The organism is Streptomyces sp. NPDC058741, from assembly GCF_042746715.1.
Classification (GTDB): domain Bacteria; phylum Actinomycetota; class Actinomycetes; order Streptomycetales; family Streptomycetaceae; genus Streptomyces.
In genome coordinates, this window is the sequence record NZ_JBHYQH010000001.1 from 96582 (window position 1) to 109992 (window position 13411).

At 72.0% G+C, this 13411-nt stretch carries 11 protein-coding genes and 3 tRNA genes; 7 read left to right on the forward strand and 7 right to left on the reverse strand.

Going from position 1 to position 13411, the window contains the following annotated elements; translation table 11 throughout:
* The first annotated feature begins 23 nt into the window (after positions 1-23).
* Entirely contained in the window at positions 24-1940 is a 1917-nt protein-coding gene (gene dnaG / locus ACFW6P_RS00450) for a DNA primase (protein ID WP_386422438.1), read from the forward strand.
* A 6-nt stretch (positions 1941-1946) separates the two neighbouring features.
* On the opposite strand, the gene ACFW6P_RS00455 is transcribed toward dnaG, so the two are convergent.
* Entirely contained in the window at positions 1947-2234 is a 288-nt protein-coding gene (locus ACFW6P_RS00455; protein ID WP_386350170.1) for a hypothetical protein, read from the reverse strand.
* 90 nt (positions 2235-2324) lie between these two features.
* On the opposite strand from ACFW6P_RS00455, the gene ACFW6P_RS00460 reads away from it, so the two are divergent.
* Entirely contained in the window at positions 2325-3617 is a 1293-nt protein-coding gene (locus ACFW6P_RS00460; protein WP_386350173.1) for a sigma-70 family RNA polymerase sigma factor, read from the forward strand.
* Between the two features lie 97 nt (positions 3618-3714).
* Here the strand turns inward: ACFW6P_RS00460 and ACFW6P_RS00465 are convergent, their stop codons facing one another.
* From ACFW6P_RS00465 to ACFW6P_RS00480, 4 genes are all read right to left on the reverse strand, one after another.
* The gene (locus ACFW6P_RS00465; RefSeq protein ID WP_386350175.1) at positions 3715-5643 is read right to left on the reverse strand and encodes an ABC transporter ATP-binding protein; all 1929 of its coding nucleotides are present in this window, start codon (positions 5641-5643) and stop codon (positions 3715-3717) included.
* Positions 5643-7376 (reverse strand): ABC transporter ATP-binding protein, encoded by a 1734-nt coding sequence (locus ACFW6P_RS00470; protein WP_386350178.1) that lies wholly within the window; start codon positions 7374-7376, stop codon positions 5643-5645. The genes ACFW6P_RS00465 and ACFW6P_RS00470 overlap by 1 nt, the downstream gene beginning before the upstream one ends.
* 112 nt (positions 7377-7488) lie before the next feature.
* The gene (locus tag ACFW6P_RS00475) at positions 7489-8937 is read right to left on the reverse strand and encodes an FGGY-family carbohydrate kinase (RefSeq protein WP_386350181.1); all 1449 of its coding nucleotides are present in this window, start codon (positions 8935-8937) and stop codon (positions 7489-7491) included.
* A gap of 76 nt (positions 8938-9013) precedes the next feature.
* Entirely contained in the window at positions 9014-9319 is a 306-nt protein-coding gene (locus tag ACFW6P_RS00480; RefSeq protein WP_386350184.1) for a YtxH domain-containing protein, read from the reverse strand.
* Between the two features lie 158 nt (positions 9320-9477).
* Between ACFW6P_RS00480 and ACFW6P_RS00485 the strand changes: the two genes are divergently transcribed.
* The 5 genes from ACFW6P_RS00485 (at position 9478) to ACFW6P_RS00505 (ending at position 12316) form a co-directional block, all read left to right on the forward strand.
* Positions 9478-9550 (forward strand) — tRNA-Asn (locus ACFW6P_RS00485).
* A 5-nt stretch (positions 9551-9555) separates the two neighbouring features.
* Positions 9556-9628: transfer RNA gene (locus tag ACFW6P_RS00490), tRNA-Asn, on the forward strand.
* Positions 9629-9818: 190 nt separating this feature from the next.
* Positions 9819-9892 (forward strand) — tRNA-Ile (locus ACFW6P_RS00495).
* A 66-nt stretch (positions 9893-9958) separates the two neighbouring features.
* Positions 9959-11626: an SWIM zinc finger domain-containing protein gene (locus ACFW6P_RS00500; RefSeq protein ID WP_386350187.1), complete on the forward strand. Its 1668-nt coding sequence runs from the start codon at positions 9959-9961 to the stop codon at positions 11624-11626.
* 417 nt (positions 11627-12043) lie between these two features.
* Positions 12044-12316 (forward strand): DUF2399 domain-containing protein, encoded by a 273-nt coding sequence (locus tag ACFW6P_RS00505; RefSeq protein ID WP_386350190.1) that lies wholly within the window; start codon positions 12044-12046, stop codon positions 12314-12316.
* Between the two features lie 72 nt (positions 12317-12388).
* On the opposite strand, the gene ACFW6P_RS00510 is transcribed toward ACFW6P_RS00505, so the two are convergent.
* Positions 12389-13006, reverse strand: a complete 618-nt coding sequence (locus tag ACFW6P_RS00510) for an ATP/GTP-binding protein (RefSeq protein ID WP_386350193.1) — start codon at positions 13004-13006, stop codon at positions 12389-12391.
* Entirely contained in the window at positions 12954-13394 is a 441-nt protein-coding gene (locus tag ACFW6P_RS00515; protein WP_386350195.1) for a DUF742 domain-containing protein, read from the reverse strand. Before ACFW6P_RS00515 ends, ACFW6P_RS00510 begins: the two co-directional genes overlap by 53 nt.
* Between the last annotated feature and the right edge of the window lie 17 nt (positions 13395-13411).

The following is a 13411-nucleotide window of genomic DNA, read 5'->3' on the forward strand; positions in this document are numbered from 1 at the left end:
GTCCGTCCCCGTAGAATTCACGCGTGGCAGGACGGATCAACGACGAGGACGTGAAGGCGGTTCGGGACGCGGTCCCGATCGACGCCGTGGTGTCCGAGTACCTCCAGCTGCGCAACGCGGGCGGCGGGAACCTCAAGGGTCTCTGCCCCTTCCACGACGAGAAGTCGCCCTCCTTCCAGGTCAGCCCCGGCAAGGGCCTGTTCCACTGCTTCGGCTGCCAGGAGGGCGGCGACACCATCACGTTCGTGATGAAGATCGACCACCTCACCTTCTCGGAGGCGGTCGAGCGCCTGGCCGGCCAGGCGGGCATCACCCTGCGCTACGAGGAGGGCGGGTACAACCCCTCCCACCAGCGCGGTGAGCGGATCCGCCTGGTCGAGGCCCACAAGATCGCCGCGGAGTGGTACGCGGAACAGCTCGCGGCCTCCCCCGACGCCGACGCCGGCCGGATCTTCCTCGCCGAGCGCGGCTTCGACCAGGCCGCCGCCGTCCACTTCGGCGTCGGCTACAGCCCCCAGGGCTGGGACCACCTCACGCGCTATCTGCGCGGCAAGGGCTTCAGCGACAAGGAGCTCCTCCTCTCGGGCCTCTCCCAGGAGGGCCGCCGCGGCCCCATCGACCGCTTCCGGGGCCGCCTGATGTGGCCCATCCGCGACATCGGCGGCGAGGTCGTCGGCTTCGGGGCCCGCAAGCTCCACGAGGCGGACAACGGTCCGAAGTACCTCAACACGCCCGACACGGCGATCTACAAGAAGTCCCAGGTCCTCTACGGCATCGACCTCGCGAAGAAGGACATCGCCAAGGCCTCCCGCGCGGTCGTCGTCGAGGGCTACACGGACGTCATGGCCTGCCACCTCGCCGGGGTGACGACGGCCATCGCCACCTGCGGCACCGCCTTCGGCTCGGACCACATCAAGATCCTGCGCCGCCTGCTGATGGACAACGGCTCGGCCCGCGTCATCTTCACCTTCGACGGCGACGCCGCCGGCCAGAAGGCCGCCCTGCGCGCCTTCGAGGACGACCAGAAGTTCGCCGCCGAGACGTACATCGCCATCGCCCCGGACGGCATGGACCCCTGCGACCTGCGCCTCGCCAAGGGCGACGAGGCCGTCGCCGACCTGGTCGAACCGCGCACGCCCCTGTTCGAGTTCGCCCTGCGCCAGATCGTGAGCCGCTACGACCTCGACACCCCGGCCGGCCGCGCCGCCGCCCTGGACGAGGCCGCCCCGATCGTCGCCCGCATCAAGAACAGCGGCGCCCAGCACGAGGTCGCCGTCCAGCTCGCCGGCATGCTCGGCATCCTCGACACCCAGTTCGTGGTCAAGCGTGTGGCCCAGCTGGCCCGCTGGGCCCGCGACCGCGGCGGCAAGGGACCCGTCCCGGACCGGCACGCCTCCCCGCAGTACGCCGCCGCCCAGCCGCCCGCCGCCCCCCGAGGCCCCGCCCTCAACCTCCGCAACCCCGTCTACGCGACAGAACGCGAACTGCTCAAACTCGCCCTGCAGCGCCCCGAGCTGGTCTCCCCTGCCTTCGACGCGTACGGCGTGGACGAGTTCACCGCCCCGTCCTACGCCGCCGTCCGCCAGGCCATCATGGACGCCGGCGGCGCCGAGCTCGGCGTGCAGGACACCCAGGACTACCTGGTCCGGGTCCGCGAGGCCGCCCCGGACGACGCGGTCCGCGCGATGGTCACGGAGCTGGCCGTCGAGGCGATCATGCTGCACCGCGGCGTCAAGGGCGTCGACGAGACCTACGCGGGCGCCCAGCTGGTCACCGTCCGCCGCCGGGCCGTCGAGCGCCGCATCCGCGACATCACCGGCCGGCTCACCCGCCTCAGCACCCGCGGCGACCCCGCCGAGCTGGCCGCCGTGCAGAACGAGCTGTGGGTGCTCCAGCAGTACGACCAGACCCTGCGGACGCACGGCGCCGCCGCCCTGTGACGCCGGTCAGGACCCGCCCTCCCCGAAGGCCGGCCGCACCGCCCGCTCGGCGAACTCCCTTGCGCCGTCCCGGAACCGCGGGTACTCCGTGACGAAGTGGTCCCACTCGACGTACCCGACCGCCTCCACCACGTCCTGGAGCAGGATCTCCTCGCGGTCCTGATAAGGCCACCCGCCGGACGGCCGGCACACCTCGTGCGGCAGCTCACGCCGCAGCGGGTGCCGCTCGGCCGGCAGGACCGCGTCGTACCGGTCCCTGCCCCCGGAGGGCCACGGGGCATCCGGGTTTCCCACGAGGGGCGACCGCCCGGTCACGGACCGGAGGCAGAAAGTCCCCGCACGCCCCTCGTGGTGACGATGTGTCGTACTCCACACTGGGGTGCGGTGCCTGAGTCCTCGGAGCGCGGCCGATCCGTCACCGACGGGTTGCAGACCCCCGCGGTTCCGCTCATCGCGTACGGGACGGAAAGCGGCGAGGCCGCCGACTCCGTCCCCCGAGTACCGCTGCCGCCGTCCCGGGCAGCGATCATCCTGGAGGTCGCCCCCGTGCAGACCCGGACCCTCACCCAGACCGCCGCCCGTGGCGCCCCCGGCGCCGGCGACGCCGCGCCGGACGCGGGATCCTGCGCCCTGTCCGCGGTCCCGGCGCAGAGCCGCCCCGCGCACCACCCCGAGACGGAACCGGACGAGCAGCCCGCCGAGGCCGTCGGGACACCCGGGGCCGCCGAACCCGTCGAACCGCCCCCGGTCCGCACCGAGAGCGGCGGCCCCACCTCGGACCTGTTCCGCCAGTACCTGCGGGAGATCGGCCGCGTCCCCCTGCTGACCGCCGCCGAGGAGGTGGAACTCGCCCGCCGCGTCGAGGCCGGCCTGTTCGCCGAGGAGAAGCTGAGCAACACCCCCGATCTGGACGGCCGGTTGGCGCTGGACCTCGACCGGCTCGTCGTCATGGGCCGGATGGCCAAGCGCCGCCTCATCGAGGCCAACCTGCGCCTGGTCGTCTCCGTCGCCAAGCGCTACGTCGGCCGCGGCCTGACCATGCTCGACCTCGTCCAGGAGGGCAACCTCGGGCTGATCCGGGCCGTGGAGAAGTTCGACTACGCCCGCGGCTACAAGTTCTCCACGTACGCCACCTGGTGGATCCGCCAGGCCATGTCCCGCGCCCTGGCCGACCAGGCCCGCACGATACGGGTCCCCGTCCACGTCGTGGAGCTCATCAACCGGGTCGTGCGCGTGCAGCGCCGCCTGCTCCAGGAGCGGGGCCACGAACCGACGGCCGACGAGGTCGCCGCCCACCTGGACCTGCCGCCCGAGCGGGTCGGCGAGGTGCTGCGTCTCGCCCAGGAACCGGTGTCGCTGCACGCGCCGGTCGGCCAGGAGGACGACGTGGCCCTCGGCGACCTCATCGAGGACGGCGACGCGGCCAGCCCCGTCGAGTCGGCGGCGTTCCTGCTGCTCAGGGAGCACCTGGAGGCGGTGCTGTCGACCCTGGGGGAGCGGGAGCGGAAGGTCGTCCAGCTGCGGTACGGCCTGGCCGACGGCCGCCCGCGCACCCTGGAGGAGATAGGTGGCATCTTCGGCGTGACCAGGGAGCGGATACGGCAGATCGAGTCCAAGACCCTGAGCAAACTGCGGGATCACGCTTTCGCGGACCAGCTGAGGGGCTATCTGGACTGACGCCCCCGCACCCCTTCAGGGGCGCGGGGAACTGCGCGACCAGCCCCTCACCGGCCCGCAGCCGCCCCGCGACCTCACGCGGCACCCCGGACGGGGCTCAGTCCACCTCTGCCACCGCCTGCGCGAACTGCGCCTCGTACAGCCGCGCGTACGCGCCGCCCGCCACCAGCAGCTCCTCGTGCGTACCCTGCTCGACGATCGAGCCGTTCTCCATGACCAGGATCGTGTCCGCGTCCCGGATCGTGGAGAGCCGGTGCGCGATGACGAACGAGGTCCGCCCGTGCGCCAGTTTGGCCATCGCCTTCTGGATCAGCACCTCCGTGCGGGTGTCGACGGAGCTGGTGGCCTCGTCGAGGACCAGGATCACCGGGTCGGACAGGAACGCCCGCGCGATGGTGATCAGCTGCTTCTCGCCGGCGCTGACCCCCGTGCCCTCGTCGTCGAGCACGGTGTCGTACCCGTCCGGCAGCGTCCGGACGAACCGGTCCGCGTGCGCGGCCCGGGCCGCCTCCTCGATCTCCCCGCGGGTGACCTCGCGTGCGGCCCCGTAGGCGATGTTCTCCGCGATCGTGCCGCCGAACAGCCAGGTGTCCTGCAGCACCATGCCGATCCCGGCGCGCAGTTCGTCCCGGGACATCCGGGCGATGTCCACGCCGTCCAGGGTGATGCGCCCGCCGGTGACGTCGTAGAACCGCATCAGCAGGTTCACCAGGGTCGTCTTGCCGGCGCCGGTCGGGCCGACGATGGCCACCGTCTGCCCCGGCTCGACCTTCAGCGACAGGTCCTCGATGAGCGGCTTGCCGGGGTCGTAGCGGAACGACACGTGCTCCAGCGCCACCTGCCCGCGCAGCTCCTCGGGCCGTACGCCCGGCACCGGATCGGCGCCCTGCTCCTCGGCGTCGAGCAGCTCGAACACCCGCTCCGCAGACGCCACACCGGACTGCACCAGGTTCGCCATCGACGCCACCTGCGTCAGCGGCATGGAGAACTGCCGCGAGTACTGGATGAAGGCCTGCACGTCGCCGATGGACAGCGCGCCCGAGGCCACCCTGAGCCCGCCGACGACCGCGACCAGCACATAGTTCAGGTTCGACACGAAGAACATCAGCGGCTGCATGATCCCGCTGTTGAACTGCGCGTTGAACCCCGCCTCGTACAGCGCCTCGTTCTGTTCGGCGAACTGCTGCGCGGACTCCTCCTGCCGCCCGAACACCTTCACCAGGGTGTGCCCGGTGTACATCTCCTCGATGTGCGCGTTCAGCGTGCCGGTCGAGCGCCACTGCTGCACGAAGTGCGGCTGCGAGCGCTTGCCCACACGCGTGGCGACGACGAACGACAGCGGCACCGTCACCAGCGCGACCAGCGCCAGGATCCAGGAGACGTAGAACATCATGGCGAGCACGCCGATGATGGTCAGCAGCGAGTTGATGAGCTGCCCCATCGACTGCTGCAGCGTCTGCCCGATGTTGTCGATGTCGTTGGTGGCCCGGGACAGCACCTCGCCGCGCTGGCGCTGGTCGAAGTACGACAGCGGCAGCCGCGACAGCTTCGTCTGCACGTCCTCCCGCATCCGGAACATGGTGCGGTTCACCGCCCGGTTCACCAGCCGCGTCGCCACCGCCATCAGCAGCCCGGCCACCGCGAACACGCCCAGCGCGAACAGCAGCACGTGCCCGACGGCCGTGAAGTCGATGCCCTCGCCTGGGGTGAAGTCGGTGCTGCGCAGCATGTCGGCGACGTCGCCCTCCCCGCGCTGCCGCATCTGCTCCAGGACCTGCTCCTTGGACGCCCCCTCGGGCATGTCCCGTCCGACGATGCCCGCGAAGACCAGGTCGGTGGCCCTGCCGAGGATCTTCGGCCCGACCACGTTGAGGCCGACGCTCAGCACCACGCACAGCAGCAGCACCCAGAGGGTCGCGCGCTCCGGGCGGAACCGGCCGATCAGCCGTTTGCCGGATCCCTTGAAGTCCAGCGAGCGCTGGTCGGGGCCGCCCCCGGCCATCATCCGCCCCATGGGCCCCGCCATCAGGCAGCCTCCGCTTCCGTGAGCTGGGAGAGCACGATCTCCCGGTAGGTCTCGTTGTCCGCCATCAGCTCGTGGTGCCGTCCGGTGCCTACGACACGGCCCGCCTCGAGGACGACGATCCGGTCGGCGTCCCGGATGGTCGCCACCCGCTGGGCGACGATCACCACGGTCGCCTCGGCGGTCTCCCGCGCGAGCGCGGCCCGCAGGGCGGCGTCGGTGGCGTAGTCGAGCGCGGAGAAGGAGTCGTCGAAGAGGTAGATCTCCGGGCGCTGCACCAGCGTCCGGGCGATCGCGAGCCGCTGGCGCTGACCGCCGGAGACGTTCGTCCCGCCCTGCGCGACAGGGGAGTCGAGCCCGCTCTCCAGCCCCTCCACGAACTCCTTGGCCTGCGCCACCTCCAGCGCGTGCCACAACTCCGCGTCGGTGGCGTCCGGGTTGCCGTAGCGCAGGTTGGTCGCCACCGTGCCCGCGAACAGGTACGGCTTCTGCGGCACCAGCCCGACCGTCCTCGCCAGCAGCCGCGGGTCGATCTCCGCCACCTCATCGCCGTCGACGAGCACCTGCCCCTCGGTCGCGTCGAACAGCCGCGGGACCAGGCCGAGCAGGGTGGACTTGCCGCTGCCGGTCGAGCCGATGACGGCGGTCGTCTCGCCCGGCCTCGCCACCAGGTCCACGGCCCGCAGCACCGGCTCCTCGGCACCCGGGTAGCGGAAGCCCGCCCCGCGGATCTCCAGGTGCCCGTGCCGGCGCAGCTCCCGCACGGGCGCGGACGGCGGCACGACGCTGGAGGGGGTGTCCAGCACCTCCTGGATGCGCTCGGCGCACACCTCCGCGCGCGGCACCATCATGAACATGAAGGTGGCCATCATCACGGACATGACGATCTGCATCAGATAGGCGAGGAACGCGGTCAGGTCACCGATCTGCATCTCCCCGCTGTCGATGCGGTGCGCCCCGAACCACACCACGGCGATCGACGACAGGTTCACCACCGTCGTGACGATCGGGAACATCAGCGCCAGCAGGTTGCCGGTGCCCAGCGCGAACTCGGTGAGGTCGGTGTTGGCCTTGCGGAAGCGCTGCTGCTCGTACTCGTCCCGGACGAAGGCGCGGATGACCCGGTTGCCGGTGATCTGCTCGCGCAGCACCCGGTTCACCGTGTCGAGCCGCTCCTGCATCGCGCGGAACAGCGGCCGCAGCCGCCGCACGATCAGCGTCACGCAGACGCCCAGCACCGGCACGACCGCCACCAGCACCCCGGACAGCGGCACGTCCAGGCCGAGCGCCAGCACGATGCCGCCCACGCACATGATCGGCGCCGACACCATGAGCGTGAACGACATCAGCGCCAGCATCTGCACCTGCTGGACGTCGTTCGTCGTCCGGGTGATCAGCGACGGCGCGCCGAAGTGACCCATCTCACGCGCGGAGAACGACTGCACCCGGTCGAACACGGACGCCCGCACGTCCCGTCCGAGCGCCGACGCCGTCCGGGCGCCGTAGTACACGGCACCGATGTTGCACAGCACCTGGACCAGCGAGATGCCGATCATCAGGGCGCCGTAGCCCATGATGGAGCCGGTGTCGCCGTTCACGACGCCCCGGTCGATGATGTCCGCGTTCAGCGTGGGCAGGTAGAGCGTGGCGCAGGTCTGCAGGAACTGCAGCAGCACCAGCAGGGTGATGGGTCTCTTGTAGGGCCTGAGATAGGTCCGCAGAAGTCGTATGAGCACGCTGCTTCTCTCGGGGTGGTCGAAGGGGGCGCATGGTTGCCCCTGGCCCCTATCGTCGGACACTCCACCGGCGTTACCTCAACCGAATTAACCCAACAGGCGGTCAAGAAGCTCAGAAGGCACCGGGGTGCGTCTGCTCCCGCACGGCGACGAACTGCTGCCGCACCGCCTGCCCCACGGCCAGCTCCTCCCCGGGCTCCAGCACCTGCGCGACCGCGCCCTGCCAGGCCGGCGGGGTGCGCGCGTCGAGCGTGCCCTGCGACACCCCGAGCGCCCAGGCGGCCTGGCGGGCCGCGCCCATCGCCGCGTAGTCCGCGGGCTGCGGCACCACGACCTGCGTCCCGAACAGCGAGGGCGCGGCCGCCTGCACCGCGGGCAGCTCCGCGGCCGGTCCCAGCAGGAAGACCCGGCGCACCTCCACGCCCCGGGCGCGCAGCACGTCCAGCGCGTCCGCGAGCCCGCACAGCATCCCCTCGAACGCCGCCCGCGCCAGGTGCTCCGGCTTCATCGACTCGCGCCGGAGCCCCGCCAGGGTCCCCGCGGTGTGCGGCAGGTTCGGTGTGCGCTCGCCCTCCAGATAGGGCAGCAGCACCAGCCCGTGCGCCCCCGGCGTCGACTTCGTCGCCAGGTCGGACAGGCTCTCCAGATCGGGCATCCCGAGCAGCTCGGCCGTCCCGCGCAGCGTCCGTACGGCGTTCAGCGTGGTGACGACGGGCAGGTGCATGCCGGTCGCGTCGGCCAGCGCGGTGATCATCCCGGAGCCGTCGACCAGGGCCTCGGGGTGCACGGCCATCACGGACCCGGACGCCCCCAGCGACACGACCGCGTCGCCGAGTCCGATGCCCAGCCCGAACGCCGCCGCCATGGTCTCGCCGGTCCCCACGGAGATCAGCAGCCCCTCGGGCGTGGTCCCGGCGGCCTCGGCCGGGCCGATCACCTCCGGCAGCATCGCCTGGTGCCCGAGCGCCAGCTCGACCAGGTCGGGCCGGTAGCCGCCGGTCGCCGCCGACCAGTACCCGGTGCCGGACGCCCCGCCCCGGTCGGTGGTCCTGCGGACGGGCCGGCCCAGCAGCTGCCACACCAGCCAGTCGTGCGCCTGCAGCAGGACCGCGGTGCGCTGCGCGTTCTCCGGCTCGGTCCGGGCCAGCCAGCGCAGCTTCGTCACCGGCTGGGCGGCCTGCGGGACACTGCCCACGGCATGCGCCCACGCCTCACGGCCGCCGAGCGCGTCGATCAGATCGGCCGCGGCGACCTGGGTGCGCCGGTCGGCGCCGACCATCGCCGGGCGGACGGTGTTGCCCTGGGCGTCCAGCGGGACGACGGCGTTCTGCTGCGCCGAGACGCCGATCGCCTGCACGCCCTCCAGCAGCCCGCCGCCCGCGGCCTCGCCCAGGGACAGCAGCCAGGCCTGCGGGTCGACGTCGGACGGCTTGCCGCCGCCCTCGGGGCTCTCCACCGGATGCGGTGCATATCCCTGCCTGAGCACGGTTCCGGAGTCCGTGTCACAGACGACGATACGAGTGAAATCGGGCGAACTGTCCAACCCGGCGACTATCCCCATGACCGAAATTCTGCCGTACCGCCTGGCCGGGTCGGCCCGTGGGAGCGGTCGATCCCGGTGGCCGGCGGAGGAACCGTCACGTGTTGCTCGTGCCCCAGTCGTCCTCGCCGCCGTTGTGGGTGGCGCGGTCGCGCAGCCGGCGGACCCGGTCCGCCACCGGTTCGGGCATCCGGTCGCCGACCCTGTCGCTGACCACGTGGTACGCCTTGCCCGCGAACTCGCGGCCCTGATGGGCCGCCGTCTCCGCGGTGTTGCGGACGGCGGGGTTCTGCGCGAACTGCCGGGCTGACTTCTTCAGCTGCTCGTAGCGCTCGCGTCCGGCCCTCGTGCCCAGCACGTAACCAAGGACGACTCCGGCGACGAACGTGAGCCGGTAACGCATGGCGGCCACCCTTTCCTTGCGTAGGTCTCCGGTGCGGCGTCGGCGCCGGGGGATACCGATTGGCGGAGCACCCCCCTGCTTGCGCTAATGTATGTGTCGCAGCGAGCGCGCGCCCCCTGGCAAGTACCCAGGTAGGTACGTTCGATGCAACGAGACCTTCCTCGGTAGCTCAATTGGCAGAGCAGCCGGCTGTTAACCGGCAGGTTACTGGTTCGAGTCCAGTCCGGGGAGCTCGGTCCTCCGTAGCTCAATTGGCAGAGCAGCCGGCTGTTAACCGGCAGGTTACTGGTTCGAGTCCAGTCGGGGGAGCAGGATGAACGAGGGCCCCTCGCAGGGGTCCTTTTTCATGTGCGCGCCGTCTCCCGGGTACCGCGCGGCCGGCCCCGCGGTCCTCGAGGTCGCGAAGGCCGTCGCGGAGCGGACCATCCGAAGCAGGAGATCGTATGAGCGGCTATGCTGCGGCAGACGGCGCGCACACATGTAGGCGACACGCCGCTTCGGGGCGGTAGCTCAGCCGGTTAGAGCAGCGGACTCATAATCCGTCGGCCGTGGGTTCGAGTCCCACCCGCCCCACCCAGGCTCCTCCCAGGAGAACCGTTTCTAGCTGCGCAGACGCGAGACCGGGGGTCACCAAAAGCGGTGGGATTCGGTGAGGACGATCTGAGGGTGCTGGCCGGGGCCCGGTCCTTCGAGCGGGGGCTGGGGTATCTGGACGCCGTGAGCGGTCTGGAGGTGGGAGAGGGCTCGGTCACCGCCGTGGTGCACGGTACGGATGTCTACGAGGTGGAGCTCACCCTCGGCGGGGACGAGGGAATCTCCGGGGGGTGTGACTGCCCGTACGGGCAGGAGGGCAACTTCTGCAAGCACTGTGTGGCGGTCGGGCTGACCGTGCTGCGGCGGGCGAGGACGATCCCCCGGCAGCGCGCCGCGGCGCAGGCGCGGGCTTCCGGCTTGGAGGCGTGGCTTTCGGCGCTGTCCCGTGACGAGCTGCTGGCGCTGGTGCGGGAGCGGGTCACCGAGGACCGGGTGTTGCGTCGGCGTTTGGAGGTGCGGGCAGCCGCTGCTCGTTCCGACCTCGGTACGGTCCGGGATCGGATCACCGCCCTGATCGATCCGCGGCCGTTCGCCCGGTACGGGTACATCGGGTACGCGGATGCCTCCGGGTATGCGCGACAGGTCGCCGAGGCGGCGGCCGCGCTGCGCGTCCTGACCGCCGACGCGCAGGCGGCGCAGGTGGTCGGTCTGGCCGAGGAGGCGATCCGGGTACTGGGAGAGGCCTACGGGGAGATCGACGACTCCGACGGGGTGGTCGGACAGGCCGCCGCCGCGATGGCCGAGGCCCATCTGGAGGCCTGCCGAGTCGCGCGCCCCGACCCGAAGCGGCTGGCCGAGTGGCTGGCCGGCACGGTGCTCGACGACAGCTACGACGTGACGGACCTGGATCCGCTCGACTATGCCGACGTGCTGGGGCCGAGCGGACTGGCCCGCATGCGGCAGCTGGCCACCGAGGCATCCCGGCGCGGGCCGCACGGCTGGGCGGCGCGGTACCTGATGGAACGCCTGCTCAAGGCGGAGGGCGACGTCGACGCGCTGGTCGCGCTGCATGCGCAGGACCTCGACCCGTCCGGCGCCGGCCATCTGCTCATCGCCGAGGAGCTGGAGTCGGCGGGACGTGCGGACGAGGCGCTCGCCTGGGCGGAGCGGGGACTGCGGGAGTGCGCCGCCGGGACGTACCTCGACGGCCGTCTGGTCGACTACGTGTGCGTGCGCTACGCGCGGACGGGGAGGGTGGCCGGCGTGGTCGCGGTGCGCCGCGACCGGTTCCGTGTCGAGCGGTCCCTGGCCGCCTACCGGCAGTTGCGCTCCGCCGCCCGGGCTGCGGACTGCTGGGAGGCCGAGCGCGCGGCGGCGCTGGCCGCCTTGGGGGAGGACGCCCGTCGTGAGCGCGGCGGCCGGTACGGCGGGCCCGTGCTGATCGACGCGTTGCTGGACGACGGTGACCTGGACGCCGCCTGGCGGGAGGCCGCCGGCCGCGCCGACGACCGGCAGTGGGAGCAACTCGCCGGCCTGTCGCGCGAGACGCGCCCGGCCGAGGCGCTCGGCGTGTACCTGCGGCTGGTCGAGCGGGCGAAGGAGCCGACGGGGGACCGCGCCTACGAGCATGTGGCACGGTTGCTGCAGGGCGTCCGTGACTGCCATCGTGCGCTGGGCACCGAGGAGGTGTTCGGCGTGTATCTCGCCGGCCTGCGGACGGAACTGAAACGCAGGCGGAAGCTGATGAGCATCCTCGACCGGCACGGGCTGTGAAGGCGGGCGGGCCCGGCGCCCGCTCATCTGTGTGCTGGACGGCGTCTGACGGTCCTTGAGTTCGATCGTCCTCGCGCGCCTCGGCCGCGGCCTGCTCCAGCTCCCGTGCGCTGCGCGTGACGCCGTCCTGCGCGGCTCCGGCGTCAGCCCCGCCGGCCTCGGCGCCGCCGTCACCGCCCTCTCCGGACCCGTCGCCCGGCCGGCACCGCCGACCGGTCCGAGCGCCCGGCCCGCCGCTCGTTCAGCCGCCGTGCGACCGCCAGGGGTTGAGGGATCGCACCGAGTGCGCGAGGCCCATGGTGAGGACGGTGGAGGACAGCGTCCCCGAGGAGCCCGGCCGCGGCCCATGCGTCGCGGCACCACTCGGCTCCGCTGCCGTCCGGGAAGCCGGTCAGCGCGCGGGCGCCGGACCCGCGATTGCCGTCGCAGGCACCGATCGGGAAAGCACCCGCCGCGCGTGACACCCGACGGCGTGTGTGCGAGAACCCGGCCGTCCTCGCCACCGCGGCGGACACCCTGGGAGCCGCCTGCCCGCCGCCGGGCCGCCTCCAGGGTCAGCCCGCGGCCGCCGCCTCACCGCGGCTGCGCCCCCTGCACGCCCGTTGCCGGAGGCGGGCGGCCGGCGCGGACCGCCGGCTCCGCACGCCCGTCCCCCTGGCCTGCGCGCGCAGCCCCAGGGCGGGCCGGTGAGCGGGGGCGGCGACGGTGCCAGGAGAGGTACGGTCCGGGGGCGCCCGGACGCCCGTTCCGTGCCGACTGCGGTCAGCTCTCCGCGGCGGCCTTCGCCGCGCGGGACAGGGCCACGTCGAGGACGGCCAGGAGCGCGTCCCTGACCGAGGCCGTCACCCGCGCGTCGAACACGAACAGGGGGACCTGCTCGGTCAGAGCGAGCGCCCACCGCACCTCGTCCAGGTCATGCTCGATCTTCCCGTCGAACGCGTTGACGGCGACCGCGAACGGGATGTCCTTGTGCTCGAAGTAGTCCACGGCCGCATGACAGTCCTCCAGGCGGCGGGTGTCCACGATCACCAGGCCGCCGAGTGCTCCCTCGACCAGGTCGTCCCACATGAAGCCGAACCGCTCCTGGCCCGGTGTGCCGAACAGATAGAGCTTCAGCGTCGGGTCGATGGTGATGCAGCCGAAGTCCATGGCGACGGTGGTGGTGGTCTTGCCCGGGGTGTGCGTGAGGTCGTCCACACCCGCCGCGACCTCGGTGATCGCGGCCTCGGTGGTGAGCGGCCGGATCTCGGAGATCGCGCCCACGGCGGTGGTCTTGCCCACACCGAAGCCGCCGGCGACGACCAGCTTGACCGGCAGCGGCGGCTGTTCAGCCACTGTTGCGGAGTGTGCCCCTTGAGTCGGGGACGGCACGAAGACCATCGATGACCCTTCGCAGTACGGAGATGTCCTGGACCGTTCTGGTGTTCGGCACGTAGACGGCCAGATGGCCGGCCGCGCACAGGTCCTCGGCCAGGACACGGACGACGTTGAGGTGAAGTCGCAGTCGGGCGGCCACTTCCGCCACCGACTGCGGCTGTTGGCAGCAGGCGACGATGTCGCGGTGCTCGAACGTGAGCGAGTGGAGGAAGGCGATTCCGTCCGAGGTGGCCACGACCTGGCTCTCGAGCGGCAGCGCGGACTCGGTGCCGCTCGACACCCGGCCGGCGGTCAGCAGGAACGGCCGGATCGCGGAAACGCGACCGGCGCTCTCCGCGCAGACGTCGCCGTCGCCCGTGGCCTCGCCCGTCTCTGGTCCTCGAACGGCCATCACCAACCCCCTCAGAG